This window comes from Spirillospora sp. NPDC048824, assembly GCF_043198455.1.
GTDB lineage: Bacteria > Actinomycetota > Actinomycetes > Streptosporangiales > Streptosporangiaceae > Spirillospora.
This window is the reverse complement of sequence record NZ_JBICUS010000017.1, coordinates 151,565-177,322: the sequence shown is the minus strand read 5'-3', so window position 1 is coordinate 177,322 and position 25,758 is coordinate 151,565. Positions and strand designations below refer to the sequence as shown.

Sequence of the window (25,758 nt, the reverse complement as noted above, 5' to 3'; positions counted from 1 at the left end):
CCCGACCCGGCCCCGGCCTGAGCACGCCCCATCCAGCGTTGCGGTCACGCAACGCTAATTCGCCATGCCTCAAAGCACCCGAGCTGAATGCTTACAACCGAACCTGTACTCGGCACCATCACCAGCAAGGGCGACAAGAATCTCGTCCAGATCACCATCGACACCGACACGCCGCTCCGATTGCGAGTGACCGGTGACGAGCCCAAGTCTGGCGCTACTAACCTGCCTAGCCTCAAGCGTCCGAAGAGCGGCGTGGTCATCGCCACCGATAACCACCCTTTCTGGGTCGCTGGTGACATCAACGCGTGGGTCGAGGCCGTAGACGTCAAGCCCGGGATGTGGCTCCGTACTAGCGCTGGCGCTTACGTCCAGGTCACCACCACGAAACACTGGACCACCCACAACCAACGCGTCCACAACCTCACCATCGCCAACTTTCACACGTACTATGTGGAAGTTGATGCGGTGCCGGTTCTGGTTCACAATGCAGGCTGTGAAGTGGTCGATCCGCGTGGACCGGCCGGCGTACTGCTCAACAAAAAGGCGGGCGACGGCTTCCGTAATGATGTAGCAGCGTTTTTGAGGTCTCAAGGAAGAATTGTAACGACAGACGGAGAGAACAAGGGTGCCTTGACTTTTGTAACTCCCTACGGCACTCGAACTTTGGACTTGATGGTTCACGACAAAAAAGGTAATCTGCTAGGGTATGTAGAGACCAAGTGGGGTGGCGCCGGAGCTCGTTATGCTGGATCAAAGCAGGAGTTGGCTGATAACTGGCTACGTCAAAATCGGGGTCTGACGATCGATGTAGTAAGCGGGGGAGGTTGATCGTGGCATATGAGGTCCTGTTCTTTTGTAGGTGCACTCAAAGCCATGCGGAGGATTTCAGAGGTGAATTTTCCTCCTATCTCAGGCAAGGGATTCCTTCTCTTATGGAGGCGTCAGTTGCTTCAGGGCCTTCTTGGGTGGCTGTCGATTTTTTGGTCGATCCGCCGTCCGATGCGTGTCGCGTCACGTTTCGCTTGTACGACGATGTCGTAGCCTCCGAGTTGTCGCGTGTTTCGCGGGAATCAACCGATGGTGCGGTCGGTCAAAGTAATGCGCTAGGTGAGTTGGTCCTTTCTGGATCGCCCGACTCGGGGCTAGTCAATTTGATCTGGTCGACCTTCGTTGAATTCTTTGATGGGATTCCTTATGATGAGGAGTCGGGTTTTGAAGCAATGTTGAGCTGATTTCATCCTAATCTTGCTGGTCACAGGTTGATCGCGCGCCGCGTCGGTGATTAAAAGAGCCTGTGGTTGAAGTATTCAGCTCGGGTGCTTGAGGCAAGGTGAGATAGCGTTGCGTGACCGCAACGCTGGATGGGTCGTGCTCAGGCCGGCCGGGGCTGGGTCGGGTGGCAATCAGGGTCTGGTGAGTCGGCGAAGTCGGAGTATGCGGCGATGGCGGGGCCGCATCCGGGATCTCGGAGGGCCGGTGACGGTGGTGAATCCGTCCGATCCGGGGTCGGCGCCGTTGTCGGCGAATCCGCTCGCCCCGTTGCCCCATGCAGGCGCACATTGACATGCTTCGGGCGCTGTTCCAGGCGGCTTTCGATGCTGAGGAGCCGTTCCCGCAGATCATGGCGCAGGCCCTGCAAAGGGGCTACGAGAACAACGATTAGGACGTGGTGACGGGGCCTCGTAACGCTTGAGGCGAATATCGTCGAACGTGTGCTTCGCGGTTGATGAGTGCGGCGCTGGAAGTTTCATTTCAGGTGAAGAAGTCGAATTCTCCGTTGTGGACGCCGGCGAGGAAGGCTTGCCATTCGGCGCGGGTGTAGAGGATGACTTCGGCGTCGGGGCGGTGGCTGTGGCGGACGGCGACGCGGTCGGTGCCGTCCGTGAGGGGGCCGGCTTCGACGCAGTTGCCGCCGCCGTTGGGGCTGTAGCTGCTGATGTGCCAGGCGACGTGGGTGCGTTCTTCGGCGTTAAGGGTGTCGCGTGGTTCTGTCGTGCTCAACGCTCCTCCTCCGCTATCGCCGCGATCATCGCAACGGATTCGGCCGACCCGAGGGCCATGGCCATGTGGCCATCGTAGGCATGGACGAATCGCGAAATGTCGGGTGCCTCGGTGTAGATCGCACCCGCCAGCGTCTCTGTGTAGCCGACCTCGGGGAAGGGGCTCGGCATCCGGAAGATCTCGAAGCTTCCGTAAACGCTCGCCAGCTTTCCGGCCCCCAGTGGGAGCACTCGGATGTCCACTGTCGGCGACGCCGAGAGCTTGATCAGGTGGCGAAGTTGATCCTTGGTGACATGCGGTGCCCCGACCCTGCGACGCAGCACGGCCTCGTCCAGGATGGCGGTCACATGCGGCGGGTCAGTCTTGTGCAAGACCTGCTGGCGCGTCATGCGGAGTTCGTACCAACGTTTGATCTGCTCGTCCGTGGCCTCGTACTCGTCTGCCTGGATTACACGGTCGGCGTACGCAGGAGACTGAAGGAGGCCGGGCACGACCATTGCCGCATATGACCGGATGTGGGTGGCGCGGGACTCCAGCCAGACGTAGTCGATCAGGGAACCTGCGACGTCGTCGGCGTACCCGTCCCACCAGCCCTTCTGCCAGACGTCCTTGCTGAGGTTGAGCAGCTTCTCGCGAAGTGCCGGGTTGGAGACTCCGTACAGGTCGAGGAGCGCGAGCAGGTCGGGACGTCGGATCGGGTAGAAGCCCGTCTCGTACCGGCTGAGCGTCGCGGTGTCGCGCTGCAGGTACTCGGCGGCCTCCTTGAGGAGGATTCCCTTGCTGTCGCGAAGTTCGCGGAGTTGCTGTCCCAGCCACTGCGAACGGAGGGTCCCCGGCCTGGATGTAGCCGCCATCTTTCAGCCTTCCATGATCGCTCGGAAGTCCTGGAGCGAATTACTCAAAGCAACTTGCCCTGTGTTGTATGCGATGCGACTATACCGACAGTGTCCAGATGGATGCAGTGAGTTCCGCAAATGAGGGTGAGCCGGGACGGATCAACGCTTGGCGGCTACGTCCGTCCCGGCCCGGTCGCTCGGAAGGGAGCACCCGGATGGATGACGTCCACGAATCCGAACTACCGACTGTCTACCACGCGGACGTGGCGGAGTGGGCCGTGGCGCTTGGTGGAGGTGTGGCGCCGAGGCTGTTCGCTCTCGTGCGGGAGGTCCTCGGCGAGGACGATGCCGTCTTGGAGGAGGTTGTGGCTTACGGGATCGTCCTGCCGGATGGGTCGGCTGCCACGGTGCCGTTGAGCGGGCGGGGGTTCGGGCGGTGGCTCACTCCGGAGAGCGCGTCGCGGCGGATGGTCTCGGATCTGGTCTGGCTCTCGCCGGTGCCATGAGCCTGACATAGCGAGGCCCCCGGAACTCTCGAAGAGTCCGGGGGCCTTTGGGTGCCTCAGTAGGACGGCTGGCTGGGGTCGATCTGGTTGACCCAGGCCAGGACGCCGCCGCCCACGTGGACGGCGTCGGCGAAGCCGGCGTTCTTGACCACGGCGAGGGCCTCGGCGGAGCGGACGCCCGACTTGCAGTGCAGGACGATCTTCTTGTCCTGGGGCAGTCGTTCGAGGGCGGAGCCGTTGAGGAACTCGCCCTTCGGGATCAGCGTCGCGCCCGGGATCGAGACGATCTCGTACTCGTTGGGCTCGCGGACGTCCACCAGGAAGATGTCGTCGCCGTTGTCCTGCATGGCCTTGAGGTCGAGGACGGTGATCGTGGCGTCCTTCACGGCCTCGGTGGCCTCTTCGGAGACCGCGCCGCAGAACGCCTCGTAGTCCTCAAGGAGGTCGGTCTGCGTCGGGTTCTTGCCGCACAGCGGGCACTCGGGGTCCTTGCGAACCTTGACCGACCGGTACGTCATCTCCAGCGCGTCGTAGATCATCAGGCGGCCGACGAGGGGCTCGCCGATGCCGGTGAGGAGCTTGATGCCCTCGTTCACCTGGATGGAGCCGATCGAGGAGCACAGCACGCCGAGGACGCCGCCCTCCGCGCAGGACGGGACCATGCCGGGCGGCGGGGGCTCGGGGTAGAGGCAGCGGTAGCAGGGGCCGTGCTCGGCCCAGAAGACGGAAGCCTGGCCGTCGAAGCGGTAGATCGAGCCCCACACGTACGGCTTGCCGAGCAGGACGGCCGCGTCGTTCACCATGTAGCGGGTCGCGAAGTTGTCGGTGCCGTCGAGGATCAGGTCGTAGTCGGCGAAGATGTCCATGATGTTGTCGCGATCGAGCGCGGTGTTGTGCGGCACCACGTTGATCAGCGGGTTGATCTCACGGACGGCTTCGGCGGCGGACTCGACCTTCGGCTTGCCGAGGGACGACTGCTTGTGGATGATCTGCCGCTGCAGGTTGGACTCGTCCACGACGTCGAAGTCGATGACGCCGAGGGTGCCCACCCCGGCGGCGGCGAGATAGAGCAGCGCGGGGGAGCCGAGGCCGCCGGCGCCCACGATCAGGACCTTGGAGTTCTTCAGTCGCTTCTGCCCGGACATGCCCACGTCGGGGATGATCAGGTGTCGCGAGTAGCGGTTGACCTCGTCGCGGGTGAGCTCCGCTGCGGGCTCGACCAGAGGTGGCAACGACACGGTGGGTGCTCCTGTGCTGACGCTCGGCTGTGTTAGGGGGCGGGACGTCATCGTCCTCACCCCGCACAACCTTGCCATGTGCCGCCGCATTCCCGGGCGGCGGACGCCCCGGACGGGCCCCTCACCCGAATGTCAGGGCGGAATGTCGCGAAGCACAGTTAATCTTGACTGTTGTGGCATTCCTGCCCCCCTCCCAGCAGCCGCCCCCGCCGCGGCCCCCGTACCCTCCCGGCATGCCCGGCGGGCCGCCGTACGGTCATCGCGCGGGCCCGTACGCGGGTCCCCCGGGTCCTCCGCCCGGCCGGCCCGTGACGGTGCTCGGCCTGCGCGGACGGCAGTGGATGGTCGTGGCCCTCGTCGTCGGATGCTGCTACCTGGTCACCACCGGGATCTCCTTCACCGGCGCCTGGGCGACCCTCAACCGCGAGCCCACCAACGCGGAACTGCAGTTGGCCGCGAACAAGGAGGTGGCGCGCCGCTGGCAGGCGTGGCCCGCGCAGCGCATCTTCCCCGAGCGGCTCCCCTACAGGCCGCAGACGGGGCACAGCGAGTACGCGGCCCGGACGGGCATCGTCCCGGACACCGGGTGTGCGCAGGCCGTGGACGCCCAGATCGCGAAGACCATCCGCAGGCACGGCTGCAAGGCCGTTCTGCGCGCCACCTACGTCGACCAGCTTTTGGGCGTCGTCGTCACGATCGGCGTGGTGGCGTTCCCTGATCCGTGGAAGGCCGACAAGGCGTACAAGGAACTGCCCGGCTCGAAGGGCCCGGACGGTTCCGGCTCGGTGCGTCCCGCGCTGCACGCGGCGCCGTTCCCGGGGACGGCGTCCGCCCGGTTCACCGACGAGGCCCGGCAAGACCGGACCATCGACCGCGGCGGGCCGTACGTCGTGCTGACGACGTCGGGCCAGACCGACGGCCGTCCCGCGGCCGCGGTGAAGAAGGAGCGGCCGGGTGAGCCGTTCCTCCTGGCGCCGCAGATCGCCCATGTGGTCACACGGGCGTTGGCCGCCAAGGCCCTGCCCGACTGCTCCAAACCCGAGTGGGAGTGCTGACAGGAGGGTGATGCTGACCCGAGTGCCGAGGCCCCGGCGCGCCGTGGCCGCCGTCTTCGCGGTGGCGCTGGGCGGGACGTGGCTCATGCCCGTCCCCGCGCACGCCGACCTGGTCCGCGACCGGCAGCGGCCCTTCTTCGAGACCCTCGGCATGGACGCCGCGTGGAAGATCACCAAGGGTAAGGGCGTGACGGTCGCCGTCGTCGACTCCGGCGTCAACGCCGGCCATGCCGACCTGGCCGGGTCGGTCACCACCGGCCCCAACATGCTCGAAGAGATCGACGGCGGGACGACCCCGACGCGGGAGCACGGCACCGCGATGGCGTCGCTGATCGCCGGGCACGGCCACGGCCCCGGCCGCCGCGACGGGGTCATCGGCATGGCGCCGGAGGCCCGCGTCCTGTCCGTCCGGGTGATCAGCGAGCCGGAGGACCCGAATTTCCTCCGCTACCGGACGTCCGACGGCGCCGACGACTCGGTGGCCCGCGGCATCCGCTACGCCGCCGACCACGGCGCCGACGTGATCAACCTCTCGCTCGGCAAGGACAACGAGGTCGGCGAGGAGCGCGCCGCCATCGGCTACGCCATGGGCAAGGGCATCGTGGTGGTCTCCGCGGTCGGCAACGAGGGCGACGAGGAGCGCGCCCTCGACGGCGACGGGTTCGCGCCGTACTCCTACCCGGCGTCCTACCCGGGAGTCATCGCGGTCGCCGCGACCGAGGGGGACCACTCCCGCGCGCCGTTCTCCAACCGCAACTTCTCGGTGCTGCTGTCCGCGCCGGGGAAGGGCCTGCCGGTCGCCGGGCCCGGCGGCCAGTACTTCCTGAGCAGCGGCACCAGCGACTCCAGCGCGATCGTCTCCGGGATCGTCGCGCTGATCCGTGCGAAGTACCCCAAGCTGACGCCGGCGCTGATCGCCCAGGCGCTGATCCAGAGCACGAAGCACGGCCCGTCGGGCGGCTACAACGCCGAGGTCGGGTTCGGCGAGGTGCACGCGTCCCGTGCCCTGGCGGCGGCGGGGGAGCTGGCCTCCGCCGGTGCCGGCGGGGCGAAGAGCAAGCCCGACGGGCAGCGGTTCGGGAAGGACGCCCCCGGGCCCGTCGAGGTGATCGAGCGGCCCGCCTGGGTCAGCCCGCTGATCATAGGGATCGTGGTGGCCGGGATCGGCGGGACGATCGCCGCGGTCGCGATCTCGGTGACGTTCCGGCGCCGCCACCCCCGGACGGCGGTAGGCCCTCCGGCGGGCCCGCAGCCCGTCCCGGCTGGGGGCCCGTGGCCCATGGGGGGCCCGCCGCGCGGAGGCCCGCGGCCCCTCCCGGCGCGCGGTGACCCGTACGGCCCGCCTTTCGGGCAGCAGCAGCGCCCGCCTTCCGGGCAGCAGCGGCCGCAGGGCCGTCCGCAGTTCAACCCGCCGGGGCCGCCGCCGCCCAGGCCACCCGGCCCGGCGGGCGGTCCTCCACAGCACGCGTGATCGGCCTACCGGAGCGCGAGGGGCAGAATTGGCGGGTGCATGGAGATCCTGACGAGTACGCCGAGGCGGTCCTGGACGCGGTCGAGCTGATCCCGCCGGGCCGCGTCCTGTCCTATGGCGATGTCGCCGAGCTGGTCGGGCGGGGCGGGCCCCGGCAGGTCGGGCGGGTGATGTCCCTGTACGGGGGCGGGGTCCCGTGGTGGCGGGTCATCCGGGCGGACGGGAGTCCGCCGCAATGCCATGAGGGACGCGCCCACGAGCACTACCGCGCAGAGGGAACGCCCCTGCGCCCCGACGGCCGCCGTGTCGACATGACCCAAGCCCGCTGGCCGGGGCCGTCCTGACGCGGCCAGCGGGCCCGGCCAGCTTCGCCACATGCGTGTGTTCTGGCCAGAACAGTCACGGTGATCTGTTCCAATGAACTGTTGTGCCGTCTGCCTCCTACCGTCTCGTGCGCCGCGCGGGCCCCGCGCGGGCCGTCCCGCCCGTGCTCGACGAGCAGCAGCGGCGGGTGGTGGAGCATGCCGGCGGGCCGATGCTGGTGCTGGCCGGTCCCGGCACCGGGAAGACCACGACGATCGTCGAGGCGGTCGTCGACCGCATCGAGAACCGCGGCGCCGACCCGGAGCGCGTGCTCGTCCTGACGTTCAGCCGTAAGGCGGCGGGGGAGCTGCGGGAGCGGATCACGGGGCGGCTGCACCGCACGACGCGGACGCCGCTGGCCCTCACCTTCCACAGCTACGCCTACGCGCTGCTCAGGCGCGACGCCGTGGTGAACGAAGAGCCGGCCCCGCGGCTGCTGTCCGGGCCGGAGCAGCTCCTGGAAGTGCGGCGCCTGCTGGAGGGGGAGCTGGCGGACGGGGCGCGCGACTGGCCGGACCGGCTGCGGGCCGCGCTGGCGACGCGCGGGTTCGCCGAGGAACTGCGCGACTTCACCTTGCGGGCCGTCGAGCGGCAGTACATCGCCGAAGACCTCATCGCGCTCGGACGCATGCGCGGACGCGACGACTGGCCCGCCATCGGCGCGTTCATGGACCGGTACGCCGACCGGTTCGCGCTGGACCCCGTCCCCACCTACGACTACGGCGAGCTGATCCACATGGCCGCCGGCATGCTCGCGGACGAGGAAGTCCGGATCCGGGAGCAGGACGCCTACGACGTCGTGTTCGTCGACGAGTACCAGGACACCGACCCCGCGCAGGAAGCCCTCCTGCACTACCTCGCCGGAGACGGCCGCGACCTCGTCGTCGTCGGCGACCCCGACCAGTCCATCTACGGGTTCCGGGGCGCAGACGTGCGCGGCATCCAGGAGTTCCCCAACCGCTTCCCCACGCTGGACGGCGACCCCGCGCCCGTCGTGGCGCTGCGGACGTGCCGCCGGATGGGCCCCGAGATCCTCACCGCGTCCCGCCGCATCGCACGCCGCCTCCCCGCGGGCACCGCCGGCGCCGCCGAACACCGCGCGCTGCATCCCGTAGAGGAACTGGACGACGGCGAAGTACGCGCTGCGTCGTTCAGGGGGGGCGACCCCCCTGGACCCCCCGATGAAGTACGCGCTGCGTCTTTCAGGGGGGGCGACCCCCCTGGACCCCCCGATGAAGTACGCGCCGTGATCGCCGACTCCGAAAGCCAGGAGTCGGCCCTGGTCGCGGACGAACTGCGCCGCGCCCACCTGCTGGACGGCGTCCCGTGGTCGCGGATGGCGGTCCTGGTGCGCAGCGCCGTGCGGCAGGTCCCGGTGCTGCGGCGTGCGCTCGCCCAGGCCGGTGTGCCGGTGGTCGTCGCGGGCGACGAGGTCCCCCTGATCAGCGAACCCGCCGTCCGGCCGTTCCTGATCCTGCTGCGCGCGGCGCTGAAGAAGGGATATCTGGACGAGGTCGTCGCGGAAGACCTCCTGACGGGCCCGCTGGGCGGAGCCGACGCCCTCGCCATGCGCCGCCTGAAGCGCGCCCTGCGCGACCTGGAGGAGCTGTCGGGCGGTCAGCGTCCGCTCGGTGAGCTGCTGATCGCGGCGGTCGACGACCCGCGTGAGCTGATACTCGTCCACGAGAAGGTCCGCGCCCCGGCCGAACGGATCGCGCACCTCATCGATGTGGCGCGGCGCAGCGTCCACGAAGGCGGCACCGCCGAGGACGTGCTGTGGGCCGTGTGGCAGGAGAGCGGCCAGGCCGACGTGCTGCTCGGGCAGAGCGTCAAGGGCGGGACGCGCGGCGCGGCGGCCGACCGCGACCTCGACGCCGTCGTGGCGCTGTTCGACCATGCCGCACGGTTCGTCGACCGGCTGCCCCAGGCGGGGCCCGAACTGTTCGTCGACAACATCGCGTCCCAGGAGATCGCCGGTGACACGCTCGCCGAGCAGGCGCCCCAGGGCGAGGCCGTCCGGATCCTCACCGCGCACCGCTCGAAGGGCCTGGAATGGGACGTGGTCGTCGTCGCCGGCGTCCAGGAGGGCGTCTGGCCCGACGTGCGGCTGCGCGGGTCGCTGCTGGGCGTCGAGGAGATGGTCGAGCACGCCGCCGGGTCCGAGCCGGACGGCGAGGCCGCGGCCGGTGCGTCCATGGCGGCGAAGATGCTGGACGAGGAACGCCGCCTGTTCTACGTGGCCGTCACCCGCGCCCGGAGACGGCTGGTCGTCACGGCGGTCGGCGGCGACGACACCGAGGAGCGGCCGTCCCGGTTCCTCAACGAACTGCTCCCAGGCGCGATCGAGCAGTCGCAGCTCGACGAGAAGACCCGGTGGCTTTCGCTGTCCGCGCTGGTCGCGGACCTGCGGTCCGCCGTCGCCGACCCGTCCCGCCCGGAGCCGCTGAGACGCGCCGCCGCCGGGCACCTGGCGCGCCTCGCCCGCGCGGGCGTGCGGGGCGCGAAACCGGAGAACTGGTACGCCATCACCGCGTTGTCCGATCCGGGGCCCGCGTTCGACGAGGACGAGCAGATCACCATCTCGCCGTCCCAGGTCGAGGCGTTCACCACGTGCGGGCTGCGCTGGCTGCTCGCCTCCGCGGTCGGCGCGCAGGACGGCGGGCCCAACGAGTACAGCACGATGGGCAAGGTCATCCACGCGGTCGCCGAGATGGCCGGCGCGGACGACGGCATCAGCGAGGTCCACGTCGCCGAGCGGCTCGACGAGATCTGGAACGATCTGGAGTTTCGCAGCTCGTGGTACTCGGAGAAGCAGCGCGAGCAGGCCACGCGGATGGTCGACAAGTTCCTCACCTGGCACCACGACAACCCCAACGAGGTCGTCGCGCTGGAGGAGTCGTTCAAGGTCGACCTGGGCCGCGTCGTCATCAAGGGCCGCATCGACCGCGCCGAACGCGACGAGCAGGGCCGCGCGGTCATCATCGACGTCAAGACGTCCTCCACCGCCGTCCCCAAGGACGACCTGGCCCGCCACCCGCAGCTCGGCGTCTACCAGTACGCGGTGATGCTGGGCGCGTTCGAGCGGCACGGGCTGATCGAGCCCGGCGGTGCGAAGCTCGTCCAGGTCGGCAAGGCGGCGTTCACCGCCAAGGCGCGCGAGCAGGAGCAGCCGCCGCCCGCCGACGACGAGGACCCCGAGTGGCCGAAGAAGCTCATCGAGGTCGTCGCGACCGGCATGGCCAGCGATGTCTTCCAGGCGCGGGCGAACGACAAGTGTCGCACCTGTCCCGTACGCTCTTGCTGCCCTGTTCATGACGAGGGCGGCCAAGTAGCGGATTAGCTGTCGGGGACTGGCTCGGGGGGAGTGGGGTGATCACGCCGGGAGAGCTGGCCCGGCTGCTGGAGATCCCGGAGCCGACCGAGGAGCAGGCCCGGGTGATCGAGGCGCCGATGGCGCCGATGGCGGTGATCGCGGGCGCCGGGTCCGGTAAGAGCGAGACGATGGCCGCACGGGTGGTGTGGCTGGTCGCGAACGGCTTCGTCCGGCCGGAACGCGTCCTCGGCCTCACCTTCACCCGTAAGGCCGCCGCGGAGCTGGGCGTGCGCGTGCGCAAACGGCTCGACAAGCTGCGCGAGGTTTTGCCGGGCGACGAGCTGGAGCGGCTCGGCGGCGAGTCCCTGTTCGACGGCGAGCCGATGGTGTCGACGTACCACGCGTACGCCGCGCGGCTGTTCGGCGACCACGCGCTGCGCGAGGCCCTCGAACCGACGATGCGGCTGATCTCACCGGCGGTGGCCTGGCAGATCTGCTCACGGGTCGTCGACGCCTACAACGGCCCGATGGACCGCATCGAATGGCAGCCCGACACCGTCACCAAGGCCGTCATGGAGCTGGCCGGAGACCTCTCGGAGCATCTGCGGACGGCCGAGGACGTCCGCAGGGTCGGGACATGGCTGGACGAACGCTTCGCCGCGGTGCGGAAACCGCTCAAGGCCCAGCGCGACATCCTCGCCAAGCACGCCGTCCGCGAGCAGATGATGCCGCTCATCGAGGCGTACGGGCGGGCCAAGGCCGGCCGGGAGGTCATCGACCACGGCGACCAGATGGCCCTCGCCGCGCGGATCGCCCACAAGCATCCCGAGGTCGGGATGATCGAACGGTCGCGGTTCTCCGTCGTCCTGCTCGACGAGTACCAGGACACGAGCCAGGCGCAGCTCGTCCTGCTCACGTCGCTGTTCGCCGGCGGGCACCCGGTGACGGCGGTGGGCGACCCGTGCCAGTCGATCTACGGCTGGCGCGGCGCCAGCGCCGGGAACCTGCTGCGGTTCGCGTACGACTTCCCGTCGCAGCCGGGCGTGGCCGGCGGGCGTCCGGTTCCGGCGCCCGTCGTCCAGCTGAGCCGGTCGTTCCGCAACGGCGAGCAGATCCTGGAGGCGGCGGCCAAGGTCCAGGAGGAGCTGCGGGCCGACACGAAGGCAGTGCCCCGGCTCGTCCCCGGCGCGGGGCGCGAGAACCGCGGGCGTGTCGAGTGCGCGCTGTTCCCCACCGTCGAGGACGAGGCCGACCGCATCGCCGCCCGCATCGCGGGGCTCATGGCAGCCGACCCGGAGACGGCACCCGACGGCGGCCCGCAGGCGGAGCCGCTCCGGTACTCCGACGTCGCCGTCCTCGCCCGGAAACGGTCGCAGTTCCCGCTCATCCGGCGGGCCCTGGAGGCGCGCGGCATCCCGGTCGAGGTGGTCGGCCTCGGCGGGCTCCTCACCGTCCCCGAGGTACAGGACGTCGTCGCCACGCTCCGCGCCATGCACGACCCGACGGCGGGCGCGTCCCTGGCCCGGCTCCTCACCGGCCCGCGCTGGCGCCTGGGCCCGCGCGACCTCGTCGCCCTCGGCCGGCGCGCCCGAACCCTCGCCCAGGAGGCGGCACGGGACATCACACCGCCGGAGACACCGGAGACACCGGAGACACAGGAGGACGAGCCGGAGGGACCCGAGCCCGCACCGCCGGAGGACGGCGAAGACCCGCTGCGCCAGCTCGTCAGCGAGCTGAACCAGGAGACCGGCAGCCTCGTCGACGCGCTCGACGACCTCGGCCCGCCGGAGCTCTACTCCCCGGAGGGCCACGGGCGGCTGCGCCGGCTCCGCGACGAGCTGCGCATGCTGCGCGGCCAGGTCGGGCTGCCGCTGCCCGACCTCGTCAACGAGGTGGAACGCGCCCTCGGGCTCGACATCGAGGTCGCCGCGCGTTCCGGGCTCGACCCCGTCACCGCCCGCGCCGACCTGGACGCGTTCATCGACGCCGCCGCCACGTTCGCCGGCGACGCCGAGGACCCGACGCTCGGCGCGTTCCTCGCCTACCTGAAGGCCGCCGAGACGGAGGAGTTCGGGCTGGAGGCGGGCCGGGTCGGGGAGACCGACAGCGTCAAGCTCCTCACCGTCCACGCGTCGAAGGGGCTCGAATGGCCGGTGGTCGTCGTGCCCGGCCTGTCGTACGTCCCGCAGAAGAACGGCGCCCCCGCCAAGGGCTCGATCTTCCCGTCGCCGCCGCAGAACGCCACCCGCTGGACCGCGAACCCGCGCGTCCTGCCGTTCATGCTGCGCGGCGACCGCGCCGACCTGCCCCCGCTGACCGGCCTGGACAAGGACGACCTCGCCGCGTTCGACCAGGCGTGCCTCGAACGCGACCTGCGGGAGGAGAGGCGGCTGGCCTATGTCGCGGTCACCCGCGCGTCCAGCCTCCTGATCACCACCGGCTACCGGTGGGGGTCGTCCGGCCGCCCGCTCGGCCCGTCCCCGTTCCTCGACGAGGTACGGGCGGTCTGCCTGGCCGGCGCCGGATCCGTGGTGACATGGGCCGACCCGCCGGAGGAGGGCGCCGCCAACCCGCTGCTCACCGACCCCGACGAGGCGCAGTGGCCGGTGGCGCCGGGCGGGCGCGGCCACTCCGACATCTCCGCCCGCGAACGGTACGAGGCGGTCGTCGAGGCCGCCCGCATGGTCGAGGACGAGATGGCCGGGCGGACGCGGCACTGGGCCGGCGACTCCGGCCTGGCCGACGCCGACCGCGCCCGCATGTCCGCGTGGGCGCGCGACGTCGAGCTGCTGCTCGCCGAACGCGACCGCGGACGCGGCGGCGACGGCCTGCTCGTCGACCTGCCCGCGCACCTGTCGGTGTCGTCGCTGGTGTCGCTCGCCCGCGACCCGGCGGCCCTCGCCCGGCAGATCCGCCGCCCGATGCCGCGGCAGCCCGCCCCGTACGCGCGGCGCGGCACCGCGTTCCACGCCTGGCTGGAGAGCCGCTGGGGGCAGCAGCGCCTCCTCGACCCCGACGAGCTGCCCGGCGCCGCCGACGAGGGCGCCGCCGACGACACGCATCTGGAGCGGCTGCGCTCCCGCTTCGAGCAGTCGGAGTGGGCGTCGCGCGAGCCGCTCGACATCGAGGTCCCGTTCGAGACCATCATCGGCGACCGCCTGATCCGGGGCCGCATGGACGCCGTGTTCCGCTCCGCGGACGGCGTGTACGAGGTCGTCGACTGGAAGACCGGCTCGCCCCCGTCCGGTGACGAGGCCCGCTTCGTGTCGGTGCAGCTCGCCGCGTACCGGCTGGCATGGGCGGAGCTGGCCGGCGTGGACGTCGGGGAGGTCAGCGCGGCGTTCCACTACGTCAGCGCGAACGTCACCGTCCGTCCGGCCGACCTGCTCGACGCGGACGGCCTCGCCGCGCTCCTGGACGGCGTACCCGCCGCCTGATCTGTCCAAGAATGTGGAGTGATGAGTCTCACCTCCCTCTGTTCACCGTGCGTGCTTTCGGGGATGATCCGGGCATCAATTCGAGGGAGGCGGCGTGACGGTTACTCATGACGAGAAGGTCGTACGGGAGTTCTCCAAGCAGGCGGCCGGGTTCGCCGACCCGGCGCGGAACGCCGCGTTCACCCGTCATTTGGACCGGCTCGTCCACTTCATGGAGCCCGAACTCGACCTTGAGGACGTCGTCCTCGAAGTCGCGGCCGGCACCGCGCTCGTGTCCCGCGCGATCGCCCGCCGCGTCCGCCATGTGACGGCCCTCGACCTCACACCGGCGATGCTCACCGAAGGCAAACGCGACGCCGACCACGCCGGGCTCATGAACGTCACCTTCACGCACGGCGACGCCACCGCCCTGCCCTACCTCGACCGGTCGTTCACGCTCGTCGTCACCCGCTTCTCCCTGCACCAGGTCGCCGACCCGGAGGCCGTCGTGAAGGAGATGGCCCGGGTCAGCCGCCCCGGCGCCGCGCTGATCATCGCCGACCTCGTCCGCCCGGACGGACTCGACGGCGACCCCGACCGCATCGAACGCCTCCGCGACCCCTCACACGGCACCGCGCTCACCGAATCGCAGATCACGGAACTCGTCACGTCCTCCGGCGCGGAGGTGAAGCGCGCCGACCGGTTCGAGTACACCCGCCCGCTCGACCCCTGGCTCGAGTTCTCCGAGACCCCCGACGACGTCGCCGCGCAGATCAGGCGGGAACTGCAGGACGAACTGGACGGCGGCCCCGCGACGGGAATGCGTCCGAGCGAGACCGACGGCGTCCTGCACTTCACGCACACCTACCTCTTCCAGCAGGCGATCGTCGGATAACGGTTTCGACCAGACGTTCGACGCGAGTCGCTCGCATGTTCTAGATTATCGAACATGGGTTCTAGCAGCGCGCGCTCCCTCGATCGCGAGCCGGCCGCGATGGCGATGCGCATCGGCGTCGTCGCGGCCGAGGCCGCACTCGCCACCTTCGCCCGCAACCTCGACCTGGACGACCTTGAGGACGGCGTCGACTTCCAGGGCGCCATCGGCCCCGCCGAATGGCCCGTCTTCTCCCTGGTCATCGACACCCTCGCCGAAGCGGCCCCGGGCGACCGCCGCTCCCTGGACGAGCGCCGCGCCGACGCCCTCAACGACCTGGCCCGGATCTGCATGGCCGCCAAGAACCGCGTCGCCTGAACCGCGTCGCCTGAACCGCGTCGCGCCGGAACCCCCGGCGTCCGGGACCGTGCGGCCTTGGCCCCGGACGCCAGGTCCACGCCGCGTTTCCTTCGCTGCGCTGATGCCCGGATCTTGTCACGCCGGCACACATCCGGCGCCGCCGGTCTCGTCCCCACCTTCATTGGAGTAAGTGTCCAATTGCGTTAACGTCGGCTCACCGTCACCAGGACGGCAAGGGGGACGACGAAGGGTTACGGGCCATGTCCACCAAAGTCCGCCGTGTCCTGCGCACCGTGCTGGTGTCCTGTATCGGGGTGGCCCTGACGGCGACCGCCCTCCAGGGCCCGGCCAGCGCGGCTCCCCAGGACGCCAAGCCTCCCGCCGAGGATCCGTTCTACAAGCCGCCCTCGCCCCTCCCGCAGGGCGAGCCGGGCGACATCATCCGGTCGCGGCCGGCGGTATTCACGGTCGACCCGTTCGGCAAGTCGCCGTACGAGGGCGTCAAGTCATGGCAGGTCCTGTACCGGTCGGAGACGGTGCACGGCACGCCGACCGCCGTGTCGGGCATCGTGCTCGTCCCGACCAAGGCGTGGACGGGCGAGGGCGAGAGGCCCCTCGTGTCCTACGCCGTCGGCACGCGCGGCCTCGGCGACTCGTGCGCCCCGTCCTACACCCTCACCCAGGGCCTGGACTACGAGGCGCTGATGATCACCGACGCGCTCAGCCACGGATGGGCGGTCGCCGTCACCGACATGGAAGGCCTCGGCACCCCCGGCCAGCACACCTACGAGGTCGGCCGCTCGCAGGGCAAGGCCGTCCTGAACATGGTGCGGGCCGCGCAGCAGCTCCCCGAAGCCGGTCTCGGCGGCGCACCGGTCGGGCTCTGGGGCTACTCGCAGGGCGGGACGTCGACGGGCTGGGCGGCGCAGCTGGCACAGTCCTACGCGCCGGAACTCGACCTCAAGGGCGTCTTCGCCGGGGGAGTCCCGTCCGATCTCCGCGCGGTCGCCGCGAACCTGGACGGGTCGCTGTTCGTCGCGCTGATGTTCATGTCGGCGGTCGGCTACGACGCCGCCTACCCGGAGCTGGACCTGGAGAAGTACCTCAACGACAGGGGCCGCGAGCTGCTGCAGAAGGCCCAGGACATGTGCCTCGCCAGCGTCGACGGCGCCTCCACGCTGATCGACACCGCGTTCAAGAAGATCGGCGACTACTCGACCAGCGACCCGCTGAACACGCCGGAGTGGCAGGCGGCGCTGGACGCCAACAAGCTCGGCGGGACGGCCCCGGGCGTCCCGGTGCTCCAGACGCAGGCCGTCTACGACCAGATCATCCCGTTCGAGCAGGCCGACACGCTCCACAAGGCGTGGTGCGCCAAGGGCGCGAACGTGACGTGGAAGACCTACACGCTCGCCGAGCACGCCACCGGCATGATCTGGAGCTGGCCGGACGCGATGGCGTTCCTCACCGACCGCTTCGCCGGCAAGCCCACCGAGGGCAACTGCGCCGCCTGACCACGCACGGTGCCGCGTGACGGGTTCGCTTTGAATCCGCGGGGTCGTCCTGTCCCACGCACGGGGCAGGATGGCCCCATGGATTTGGTGGAGTTCCTCCGAGCGCGGCTGGCGAGGGACGAGCAGATCGCCCGAGCCTGCTCCGGCACCCCCTGGAAGGCCACGCCCTCCGGCACGGTCCACACCGACGCGGAAGGCGAACCGGGGTTCGTCGCGTCGGCGGAGAACGAGGCGTACGCCGAGCACATCGCCCGCCACGACCCGTCGCGTGCGCTCGCCGAGGTAGCGGCCAGGCGCCGGATCGTCGACGACTACGAGAAACAGGCGTGGATCCTGGACCAGGGCCACCGAACGCCCGGACTCGAGGCCGCGCAGGCCGTTCGGGAGACCGTCCTGCGCTGCCTCGCACTCCCGTACGCGTCCCATCCCGCATACCGAGATGATTGGCGCCCCTGACAGGACATGCCGCGCTCGGTTATGTAATCTCGATGAGAGGCCGAGAGGCGCTGCAACGGGCGAGAGCCCGCCACGCTCGGCCCGGGTTCGTGACGACAAGGGCGCCTCCCACTGCAACGGGAGGTGCTCGAAATCAACGACACAAAACTTCGCGAGCTTCTTGACCAGCGGATCGCCGTCCTCGACGGAGCCTGGGGCACGATGCTCCAGGGCGCGGGCCTGTCCCCGGAGGACTACCGCGGCGACCGCATCGCCGCCGACCATCCGAAGGACGTCACCGGCGACCCCGACCTGCTGAACCTGACCCGCCCCGACGTCATCCTGGACGTCCACCGGCAGTACCTTGAGGCCGGCGCCGACATCACGACGACCAACACGTTCACGGCGACCGGCATCGGCCAGGCCGACTACGGCCTTGAGGGCCTGGTCCACGAGATGAACGTCGAGGGCGCCCGCCTCGCCCGCCGGGCCGCCGACGAGTTCGGCGGGCGGTTCGTCGCCGGCTCCGTCGGCCCCCTGAACGTCACGCTCTCCCTGTCGCCGCGGGTAGAGGACCCGGCCTACCGCGCGTTCACGTTCGACCAGGTCAAGGACTCCTACGCCGCGCAGATCGCCGGGCTGGCCGAGGGCGGCGTCGACCTCCTCCTCATCGAGACGATCTTCGACACGCTGAACGCGAAGGCCGCGATCGCCGCCGCCCGCGAGGTCGCCCCCGAACTGCCGCTGTGGATCTCGGTGACGATCGTCGACCTGAGCGGGCGGACGCTGTCCGGCCAGACCGTCGAGGCGTTCTGGCGGTCCATCGAGCACGCCGAGCCCCTGGTCGTCGGCGTGAACTGCTCGCTGGGCGCCGAGCAGATGCGCCCGCACGTGGAGGACCTGGCCCGGGTCGCCGGCACCTACACCGCCTGCCACCCGAACGCCGGCCTGCCGAACGCGTTCGGCGGCTACGACGAGACGCCGGACGAGACGGGCGCCCACCTCGGCGACTTCGCCGCGTCCGGCATGGTCAACGCGGTCGGCGGCTGCTGCGGGACGGGCCCCGCCCACATCGCCCGCATCGCCGGCGCCGTCCGCGACGCGGCTCCCCGCGACGTCGCGAAGCCCGCCAAGGCGTCCCGCTTCAGCGGCCTGGAGCCGTTCGAGATCGGCCCGGACACCGGCTTCGTCATGATCGGCGAGCGGACGAACGTCACCGGCTCCAAGCGGTTCCGCAGGCTCATCGAGGCCGGCGACCACCAGGGCGCGGTGGCCGTGGCGCTGGACCAGGTGCGCGGCGGCGCGAACCTCCTCGACGTCAACATGGACGCCGACCTGCTCGAAAGCGAGCAGGAGATGACGACGTTCCTGAACCTGATCGCGACCGAGCCCGAGGTGGCCCGCATCCCGATCATGGTGGACAGCTCGCGGTGGAGCGTCCTGGAGGCGGGGCTGAAGACCGTCCAGGGCAAGGGCGTCGTCAACTCCATCAGCCTCAAGGAGGGCGAGGAGCAGTTCCTGGAGCAGGCCCGCCGCGTCCGCGACTTCGGCGCCGGCGTCGTCGTGATGGCGTTCGACGAGACGGGCCAGGCCGACACGGCCGACCGCAAGGTGGAGATCTGCGGGCGCGCCTACGACCTGCTCACGCAGAAGGCCGGGTTCCCCGCCGAGGACATCGTGTTCGACCCGAACGTCCTCGCCGTCGCGACCGGCATCTCCGAGCACAACGGGTACGCGAAGGCGTTCATCGACGCCCTGCCGCGCATCAAGGAGCGCTGCCCCGGCGTCCGGACCAGCGGCGGCATCTCCAACCTGTCGTTCTCGTTCCGCGGCAACGAGATCGTCCGCGAGGCGATGCACTCGGCGTTCCTGTTCCACGCCGTCCGCGCCGGGCTCGACATGGGCATCGTCAACGCCGGGCAGCTCGCCGTCTACGAGGACATCCCCGCCGACCTTCTCGAACTGGTCGAGGACGTCCTGTTCGACCGCCGCCCGGACGCCACCGACCGGCTCGTGTCGTTCGCCGAGAACGTCAAGGGCGAGGGCACCAAGCGCGAGGTCGACCTGTCGTGGCGGGACGCGCCCGTCGCCGATCGCCTGTCGCACGCCCTCGTGCACGGCATCGTCGACTTCATCGAGGAGGACACCGAGGAGGCCCGGCAGCAGGCCGAGCGCCCCCTCGACGTCATCGAGGGCCCGCTGATGGACGGCATGAAGATCGTCGGCGACCTGTTCGGGTCCGGCAAGATGTTCCTGCCGCAGGTGGTCAAGAGCGCCCGCGCGATGAAGAAGTCGGTCGCCTACCTCGAACCGTTCATGGAGGAGGAGAAGGCGGAGGCCCTGCGCGCCGGCCGCGTCCACGAGGACCGCGGCCAGGGCAAGATCGTCCTTGCGACCGTGAAGGGCGACGTGCACGACATCGGCAAGAACATCGTCGGCGTCGTCCTCGGCTGCAACAACTACGACGTCGTGGACCTCGGCGTGATGGTCCCGGCCGCGAAGATCCTCGACACCGCGATCGCGGAGAACGCCGACGCCGTCGGCCTGTCCGGGCTGATCACCCCGTCGCTGGACGAGATGGTCTCCGTCGCCGCCGAGATGGAGCGCCGCGGGATGCGGCTGCCGCTGCTGATCGGCGGCGCCACCACGTCCCGGCAGCACACCGCCGTGAAGATCGCGCCCGTGTACGAGTCGACGACCGTGCACGTCCTGGACGCGTCCCGGGTCGTCGGCGTCGTCTCCGACCTCCTGGACGAGGGCCGCGCCGAGACGCTGGACGCCGCGAACCGCGAGGAGCAGGCCAGGCTCCGCAAGCAGCACGAGACCAAGCAGCGCCGCCCGATGCTCACCTATGAGAAGGCGAGGGCGAACCGCGAGCAGGTCGACTTCGGCGACCTGCCGGCCCCGGCGTTCACGGGCGTCCGGGTCGTCCAGCCCGACCTGACCGCGATCCGCGAGATGATCGACTGGCAGTTCTTCTTCCTGGCCTGGGAGCTGAAGGGCAAGTACCCGGCGATCCTGGACCAGCCGGTCGCGCGGGAGCTCTTCGACGAGGGCAACGAGCTGCTCGACCAGATCATCGCGGACGGCTCGTTCGAGGCCCAGGGCGCCTACGGGTTCTGGCCCGCGCACTCCGACGGCGACGACATCGTCCTGCCCGAGGCCCGGTTCCCGATGCTGCGGCAGCAGACGTCCAAGCCGGAGGGACGCCCGAACCGGTGCCTCGCCGACTACATCGCGCCGTCCGGCGACCACCTCGGCGGCTTCGCCGTGACGATCCTCGGCGCCGAGGACCTCGCCGCCAAGTACGAGGAGCAGCAGGACGACTACAAGGCGATCATGGTGAAGGCGCTCGCGGACCGGCTCGCGGAGGCGTTCGCCGAGTACATCCACCTGGAGGCCCGCCGCGCCTGGTTCGAGCCGGACGCCGACCCCCTCCTGGCGGACCTGCACGCCGAGCGGTTCCGCGGCATCCGGCCCGCCCTCGGCTACCCGGCGAGCCCCGACCACAGCCTGAAGCAGACGCTGTTCAACCTGCTGGACGCGGGGCGGCTCGGCATGAAGCTCACCGAGTCGTACGCGATGTTCCCGGGCTCGAGCGTCAGCGGGCTGATCTTCGCGCACCCGTCGTCCCGCTACTTCACGGTCGGACGCGTCGGCAAGGACCAGGTCGAGGACTACGCCCGCCGCTGCGACCTGCCGCTGGCGGAGGTCGAGCGCTGGCTGGCCCCCAACCTGTCGTACGACCCTTCGTAGGGTCGCCGGACGGCGAAACGCCTGACGGCCGCCGCGCCGCGGCCGTCAGGCGTGTTCTTCGGGGACCGGGGGTTACGGGCGCCCGATGCGGACGCGCCACACCTCGGGCCCGGTCTCCTCGTAGTCCCAGGTGAACTCGCCGGGGTGCTGGGCGGCGAACTGGTAGTACAGCGGCTTCGGGTCGTGGTCGTTGACCAGCACGAACGCCGTCCCCGCCGACAGCGCGCCGAACGCGGCGAAGATCTGCTCGTGCCGCTGCGCCGGGACGAGGACGCGCACGTCCAGTTCCCCGCCCGTGAGCTCGGCGGTCGCGCCGGGCGTGCCCGGGTCGTCGTGCCCGCCGCACGTGCAGTGGTGCCCGCCCGCCTCGGCGGCCTCGGCCTCGGCCTCGCCCTCGTGCCCGTGCCCATGCCCGTGCCCGTGCCCGTGCTCGTCCTCGCCGAGGATCTCGTGCATCCCGGCCAGCAGCGCCCCGAGGTCGACGCCGTGGTCGACGAGGGCGGGGAGGATCAGGTCGTTCTCCTTCTCCAGGTGCGACTGGAAGAGGGCGTTGACCGCCGACGCCGCGGCGACCGTCTCGCCGGGCGTCCGCGCCGCCTCCAGTTCGGTGATCGCGTTCCGCAGGACGACGTGCTCCCGCAGCATCGCGCGGAGCAGGAGCCGGGCCTCGGGCACCTCCTCGGCCGCCTTGTAAAGCGTCGTCTCCTCGGCCGCGGCGTGCGGGACGACCTCCTTGACGCAGAACGCGACGAGCCGGTCGCGCCGCTCGTGGGGTGCGGCGAGCTGGTCGGCGGCGCGCGTGATGGTGAGGACGTGGTCGGCCATGGTCCGGCCGAGCCGCTCGTGGTGGTCGAGGATGGCCCGCACGGTCTCCTGCTGCGGGCTCGCGGTCGATGTGGTCATGAGCACTCCTCGTGCCGGACGGATTTTTTACAACCCTACTTGTATTTATAATAGCGGCTATGGAGAAACTGGAGACCAGGGCGAGCCCCGGGCCCCGCCCCCGCCCCCGGATCGCGGCGCGCCGGCTCCCGCTGCTCGCCGGCGCGCTGCTCGCCCTCATCGCGGGGCTCTGGGGCGCCCTGGGCCTCCTCGACCTGGACGTTCCGCTGCCGCGCACGTCGTTCGCGCAGAACCACGGCGCGCTGATGGCGCTGGGCTTCCTCGGCACGCTGATCTCCCTCGAACGCTCCGTCGCCCTCGGCCGCACCTGGGGCTACGCCGCCCCCGCCCTCGCCGGGCTCGGCGGCATCGCCACCGCCATCGGCCTGACCGTCCCCGGGAAGCTCCTCCTGACCGCCGCCGGCGGCTGGCTCATCGCGATTTACATCACAGTTCTCGGCCGCCGCACCGGACGCGACCTCACCATCCAGATAGCCGGCGCCGTCGCCTGGTACGCCGGCGCGCTGCTGTGGTTGGCCGGCCGGTCCGTCTCCGAGATCGTCCCCTGGCTCGCCGCGTTCCTGATCCTCACGATCGCCGGCGAACGCCTCGAACTCGCCCGCGTCGCGTTCCTGGGCCGTCGCGCGTCCGACGGCCTCCTGGTCGCGGTGGCCGTCCTCGGCGCGGGCGTCGCCGTCTCCGCCGTATGGCCGGACCCGGGCTGGCGCCTCACCGGCCTCGGCATGGTCGCCCTCGCCGGATGCCTCGCCTTCCTCGACGTCGCGCGCCGCACCATCCGCGGGACGGGCCTGCCCCGCTTCGCCGCCGCCTGCCTGCTCACCGGCTACGCCTGGCTGACCGTCGCCGGGACGATCTGGCTCATCGCCGGACGCCCCGCCGACGGCGGGCTCAACGACGCAGCCCTGCACGCGGTGTTCCTCGGCTTCGTCATGTCGATGGTGTTCGGGCACGCCCCGGTGATCCTGCCGGCCGTCCTGCGCGTCCGGCTGCCGTACCACCCGATCCTGTACGCGCCGCTCGCCCTGCTGCACGTCTCCCTCCTCGTCCGCGTCACCGGCGACCTCGGCGGAATCACCGACGCCCGCACGGCCGGCGGCATCCTCGGCGAGGTGTCCCTCCTGCTCTTCGGCGGCTGCGCCGTCGCCGCGTCGCGCCTGCTGCGAAGGGAACCGACATGACCTCCATCGGGCTCAGGACGAAGGCCGCCGGCTCCGGCTCCGACCCCGGCTCCGCTCCGCGCCGGCCGCAGCGCTCCGCCTGGCACGCCATCGCCAACGGCGTCGTGCTCGCCTGGCTGGCGCTGACCGCGGTCGCCGCCCTCGTCCACCACGAGCTGCCCGCGCCGCGCTGGCTGCTCATCCACCTGTTCCTCCTCGGCGCGGTCACCAACGCGATCGTCACCTGGACGGAACACTTCGCCGCCGCGCTGCTGCGCATCCAGCAGCCCCCGCGCTGGTGGCCGATGACGCGGCTGGGGGTCCTGAACGCAGGGATCGCCGCCGTGCTGTGCGGCGTCGCCGAAGGTTTCCCTCTCCTGGCCGTCGGCGGCGCCGCGACCGTCGTGACCGTCGTCGCCGCGCACGTCACCGTCCTCGCCGTGCGCGGCCGCACGGCCCTCGGCGGACGGTTCGCGCACGTCGTCGGCTGGTACGTGTGGTCCGGTGCCGCCCTCGTCGCGGGCGGGACGCTCGGCGGGCTGATGGCGTCGGGCCGCACACCGTCCGGCTGGCATGAGCCGATGGAGGCCGCGCACGCCCACGTCAACATCCTCGGCTGGGTCGGCCTGGCCGTCCTCGGCACGCTGTTCACCCTGTGGCCGACCGTCCTGCGCACCCGGATGGTGGACGGCACCGGCAGGATCGCCCGCTGGTCGCTGCGCGCCGCCGTGCCCGGCCTGGCCGCCACCGTCGGCGGCCTCCTCGCGGACCTGCGCTGGCTCGCCGCCGCCGGGCTGCTCCTCTACGCGGCCGCCGCCGCGCTCGCCCTCGTCCCGTTCGTCCGGACGCTCAAGCAGCGGCGCCCGCACACCCCGGCGTCCTGGATGCTCGCCGCCGGGACGACCTGGTTCGCCGTGACGCTCGTCGCGGACGCGGCCCGCCAGAGCGTCGACGGCCTCCTCCCGCTCGTCCTCGTGGGCTTCGTGGGGCAGACGCTCCTCGGCGCCCTGACGTTCCTGCTCCCCGTCGTGCTGGGCGGCGGACCCGCCGCGCTCAAGGCCAACGCCGCCGTGATCGAACGCGTGTGGACACCCCGCGTGGTCGCCGTGAACGCCGCGGTGCCGCTGCTCGTCCTGCCCGTCCCCGAATGGCTGACCCGCGCCGCCTGGATCGTCACCATCGCCGCCCTGGGCGCGTTCGTCCTGCTGGCCGTGGCGACCGTCACCCGCACCCACCGCCCGTCCCCGGTCGTCGCGGGCATCACCGCCGGCGTCCTGCTCACCGCGCTGGCCGCCGGTGTCGCGGTCGGCGGCGAGACGTCACCGTCCACCGTCGCCGCCTCGGGCACCCGCACCGTGGACGTCACCCTCGCCGACATGCGCATCCGCCCGGGGACGATCGAAGCCGAGCCCGGGACCCGCCTCGTCCTGCGCGTCACCAACAAGGACGCCATGCGCCACGACCTGCGCCTCGCCACCGGTGAGGCCACCCCGATGCTCGACCAGGGCGAGTCCGCCACGCTGACCCTCCCGCCCCTGGAGAAGCCGATCGACGGCTGGTGCACCGTGCCCGGCCACCGCGCCGCCGGCATGACCATGAAGATCGAGACGACCGGGTCCGGGACGCCGCCCCCGGCGAACCACCACCACGCCACCGAGCCGGGGCAGCTCGACCTGGCGGCCCCGATGTCGCCGCAGTGGCGCCCCTACGACGCGGCCCTCGAACCCGCCCCCGGCGCCAAGGAGCACCGCGTCGAGATCCGCGCCACCGAGCAGGAACTAGAGGTCGCCCCAGGCGTCCGCCAGCAGATGTGGACGTTCAACGGAACCGTTCCAGGGCCCGTCCTGCGCGGCAAGGTCGGCGACGTCTTCACGATCACCCTCGTCAATGACGGAACCATGGGGCACGGCATCGACTTCCACGCCGGGTCCCTCGCACCGGACGTCCCGATGCGCACCATCCAGCCCGGTGAGAGCCTCACCTACACCTTCAAGGCCGAGCACGCCGGCGCCTGGCTGTACCACTGCTCGACGATGCCGATGCTCCAGCACATGGGCAACGGCATGTACGGCGCCGTCATCATCGACCCGCCCGACCTGCCCCGCGTGGACCGCGAGTACGTCCTCGTCCAGGGCGAGCTGTACCTGGGGCAGCCGGGATCCACCGGCCAGGTGGCGAAGATGCGTGACGGCCGCCCCGACGCCTGGGCGTTCAACGGCACGGCCGCCGGCTACGACCACGCGCCGCTGACGGCCCGCACGGGCGACCGCGTCCGCGTCTGGGTGGTCGACGCCGGCCCCACCTCCGACACGGCGTTCCATATCGTCGGAGCCCAGTTCGACACCGTCTACAAGGAAGGCGCCTACCTCCTCCGGAAGGGCGACGACGGCGGCGCCCAGATCCTCGACCTGTCGCCCGGCCAGGGCGGTTTCGCGGAGGCGGTCGTCCCCGAAGCCGGTCACTATCCGTTCGTCGACCACGACATGCGGCACGGCGAATCCGGCGCCCACGGAATCCTGCACGTCACCGATTGAACCCGCGGACGGCCGGACTGCTGCGG

General features: G+C 70.8%; 19 protein-coding genes and 1 riboswitch. Of the genes, 15 read left to right on the top strand and 4 right to left on the bottom strand.

Going from position 1 to position 25,758, the window contains the following annotated elements:
- Positions 1 to 87 precede the first annotated feature (87 nt).
- Both ACGFIS_RS29690 and ACGFIS_RS29685 read left to right on the top strand, forming a co-directional pair.
- Positions 88 to 828 (top strand): polymorphic toxin-type HINT domain-containing protein, encoded by a 741-nt coding sequence (locus tag ACGFIS_RS29690; protein WP_392906505.1) that lies wholly within the window; start codon positions 88 to 90, stop codon positions 826 to 828.
- Positions 829 to 830: 2 nt separating this feature from the next.
- Positions 831 to 1,232 (top strand): hypothetical protein, encoded by a 402-nt coding sequence (locus tag ACGFIS_RS29685; RefSeq protein ID WP_392906504.1) that lies wholly within the window; start codon positions 831 to 833, stop codon positions 1,230 to 1,232.
- 520 nt (positions 1,233 to 1,752) lie between these two features.
- On the opposite strand, the gene ACGFIS_RS29680 is transcribed toward ACGFIS_RS29685, so the two are convergent.
- Positions 1,753 to 2,001, bottom strand: a complete 249-nt coding sequence (locus ACGFIS_RS29680; RefSeq protein ID WP_392906502.1) for a DUF397 domain-containing protein — start codon at positions 1,999 to 2,001, stop codon at positions 1,753 to 1,755.
- Entirely contained in the window at positions 1,998 to 2,855 is an 858-nt protein-coding gene (locus ACGFIS_RS29675) for a helix-turn-helix domain-containing protein (protein WP_392906501.1), read from the bottom strand. The genes ACGFIS_RS29680 and ACGFIS_RS29675 overlap by 4 nt, the downstream gene beginning before the upstream one ends.
- A gap of 197 nt (positions 2,856 to 3,052) precedes the next feature.
- On the opposite strand from ACGFIS_RS29675, the gene ACGFIS_RS29670 reads away from it, so the two are divergent.
- Positions 3,053 to 3,343 carry a hypothetical protein gene (locus ACGFIS_RS29670; RefSeq protein ID WP_392906499.1) on the top strand — a complete coding sequence of 97 codons (291 nt, stop codon included), beginning with the start codon at positions 3,053 to 3,055 and terminating at the stop codon, positions 3,341 to 3,343.
- A 56-nt stretch (positions 3,344 to 3,399) separates the two neighbouring features.
- Here the strand turns inward: ACGFIS_RS29670 and moeZ are convergent, their stop codons facing one another.
- Complete coding sequence (moeZ, locus tag ACGFIS_RS29665) at positions 3,400 to 4,581, bottom strand: adenylyltransferase/sulfurtransferase MoeZ (protein WP_392906498.1); 1,182 nt, start codon at positions 4,579 to 4,581, stop codon at positions 3,400 to 3,402.
- Positions 4,582 to 4,814: 233 nt separating this feature from the next.
- Between moeZ and ACGFIS_RS29660 the strand changes: the two genes are divergently transcribed.
- The 10 genes from ACGFIS_RS29660 to metH all read left to right on the top strand — a co-directional run bounded on the left by ACGFIS_RS29660 (position 4,815) and on the right by metH (position 21,138).
- On the top strand, positions 4,815 to 5,636 hold the full coding sequence (locus tag ACGFIS_RS29660) for a hypothetical protein (protein ID WP_392906497.1): 822 nt from the start codon (positions 4,815 to 4,817) through the stop codon (positions 5,634 to 5,636).
- Positions 5,637 to 5,646: 10 nt separating this feature from the next.
- Positions 5,647 to 7,107, top strand: a complete 1,461-nt coding sequence (locus tag ACGFIS_RS29655; protein WP_392906496.1) for a S8 family serine peptidase — start codon at positions 5,647 to 5,649, stop codon at positions 7,105 to 7,107.
- A gap of 35 nt (positions 7,108 to 7,142) precedes the next feature.
- Positions 7,143 to 7,451: an MGMT family protein gene (locus tag ACGFIS_RS29650; protein WP_392906494.1), complete on the top strand. Its 309-nt coding sequence runs from the start codon at positions 7,143 to 7,145 to the stop codon at positions 7,449 to 7,451.
- An 83-nt stretch (positions 7,452 to 7,534) separates the two neighbouring features.
- Positions 7,535 to 10,810, top strand: a complete 3,276-nt coding sequence (locus ACGFIS_RS29645; RefSeq protein WP_392906493.1) for an ATP-dependent helicase — start codon at positions 7,535 to 7,537, stop codon at positions 10,808 to 10,810.
- Positions 10,811 to 10,839: 29 nt separating this feature from the next.
- Positions 10,840 to 14,220: an ATP-dependent helicase gene (locus ACGFIS_RS29640; protein ID WP_392906491.1), complete on the top strand. Its 3,381-nt coding sequence runs from the start codon at positions 10,840 to 10,842 to the stop codon at positions 14,218 to 14,220.
- A 94-nt stretch (positions 14,221 to 14,314) separates the two neighbouring features.
- Complete coding sequence (locus tag ACGFIS_RS29635; protein ID WP_392906490.1) at positions 14,315 to 15,094, top strand: class I SAM-dependent methyltransferase; 780 nt, start codon at positions 14,315 to 14,317, stop codon at positions 15,092 to 15,094.
- A 54-nt stretch (positions 15,095 to 15,148) separates the two neighbouring features.
- Entirely contained in the window at positions 15,149 to 15,451 is a 303-nt protein-coding gene (locus ACGFIS_RS29630) for a hypothetical protein (RefSeq protein WP_392906488.1), read from the top strand.
- Positions 15,452 to 15,693: 242 nt separating this feature from the next.
- Positions 15,694 to 16,947, top strand: coding sequence for a lipase family protein (locus ACGFIS_RS29625; RefSeq protein ID WP_392906486.1), 1,254 nt, complete (start codon positions 15,694 to 15,696; stop codon positions 16,945 to 16,947).
- Between the two features lie 78 nt (positions 16,948 to 17,025).
- The gene (locus tag ACGFIS_RS29620) at positions 17,026 to 17,403 is read left to right on the top strand and encodes a DUF6221 family protein (protein WP_392906485.1); all 378 of its coding nucleotides are present in this window, start codon (positions 17,026 to 17,028) and stop codon (positions 17,401 to 17,403) included.
- Positions 17,404 to 17,439: 36 nt separating this feature from the next.
- Positions 17,440 to 17,516, top strand: a riboswitch (S-adenosyl-L-homocysteine riboswitch).
- Positions 17,517 to 17,526: 10 nt separating this feature from the next.
- Entirely contained in the window at positions 17,527 to 21,138 is a 3,612-nt protein-coding gene (gene metH, locus ACGFIS_RS29615) for a methionine synthase (protein WP_392906484.1), read from the top strand.
- Positions 21,139 to 21,210: 72 nt separating this feature from the next.
- On the opposite strand, the gene ACGFIS_RS29610 is transcribed toward metH, so the two are convergent.
- Positions 21,211 to 22,041: a DUF2249 domain-containing protein gene (locus ACGFIS_RS29610; protein WP_392906482.1), complete on the bottom strand. Its 831-nt coding sequence runs from the start codon at positions 22,039 to 22,041 to the stop codon at positions 21,211 to 21,213.
- 59 nt (positions 22,042 to 22,100) lie between these two features.
- Between ACGFIS_RS29610 and ACGFIS_RS29605 the strand changes: the two genes are divergently transcribed.
- Both ACGFIS_RS29605 and ACGFIS_RS29600 read left to right on the top strand, forming a co-directional pair.
- A complete protein-coding gene (locus tag ACGFIS_RS29605; RefSeq protein ID WP_392973279.1) occupies positions 22,101 to 23,219 on the top strand; it encodes a hypothetical protein in 1,119 nt (372 codons plus the stop codon).
- A complete protein-coding gene (locus ACGFIS_RS29600) occupies positions 23,216 to 25,732 on the top strand; it encodes a multicopper oxidase domain-containing protein (RefSeq protein ID WP_392973277.1) in 2,517 nt (838 codons plus the stop codon). The genes ACGFIS_RS29605 and ACGFIS_RS29600 overlap by 4 nt, the downstream gene beginning before the upstream one ends.
- Positions 25,733 to 25,758 lie beyond the last annotated feature (26 nt).

Bases quoted from the DNA above. Each gene is read 5' to 3' on its own strand.
- ACGFIS_RS29660 (WP_392906497.1), top strand. From the start codon at position 4,815: ATGCCCGGCGGGCCGCCGTACGGTCATCGCGCGGGCCCGTACGCGGGT.
- ACGFIS_RS29670 (WP_392906499.1), top strand. From the start codon at position 3,053: ATGGATGACGTCCACGAATCCGAACTACCGACTGTCTACCACGCGGAC.
- ACGFIS_RS29675 (WP_392906501.1), bottom strand. From the start codon at position 2,855: ATGGCGGCTACATCCAGGCCGGGGACCCTCCGTTCGCAGTGGCTGGGA.
- ACGFIS_RS29610 (WP_392906482.1), bottom strand. From the start codon at position 22,041: ATGACCACATCGACCGCGAGCCCGCAGCAGGAGACCGTGCGGGCCATC.
- ACGFIS_RS29605 (WP_392973279.1), top strand. From the start codon at position 22,101: ATGGAGAAACTGGAGACCAGGGCGAGCCCCGGGCCCCGCCCCCGCCCC.
- ACGFIS_RS29620 (WP_392906485.1), top strand. From the start codon at position 17,026: ATGGATTTGGTGGAGTTCCTCCGAGCGCGGCTGGCGAGGGACGAGCAG.
- ACGFIS_RS29625 (WP_392906486.1), top strand. From the start codon at position 15,694: ATGTCCACCAAAGTCCGCCGTGTCCTGCGCACCGTGCTGGTGTCCTGT.
- ACGFIS_RS29600 (WP_392973277.1), top strand. From the start codon at position 23,216: ATGACCTCCATCGGGCTCAGGACGAAGGCCGCCGGCTCCGGCTCCGAC.
- ACGFIS_RS29690 (WP_392906505.1), top strand. From the start codon at position 88: ATGCTTACAACCGAACCTGTACTCGGCACCATCACCAGCAAGGGCGAC.
- ACGFIS_RS29655 (WP_392906496.1), top strand. From the start codon at position 5,647: ATGCTGACCCGAGTGCCGAGGCCCCGGCGCGCCGTGGCCGCCGTCTTC.
- ACGFIS_RS29630 (WP_392906488.1), top strand. From the start codon at position 15,149: ATGGGTTCTAGCAGCGCGCGCTCCCTCGATCGCGAGCCGGCCGCGATG.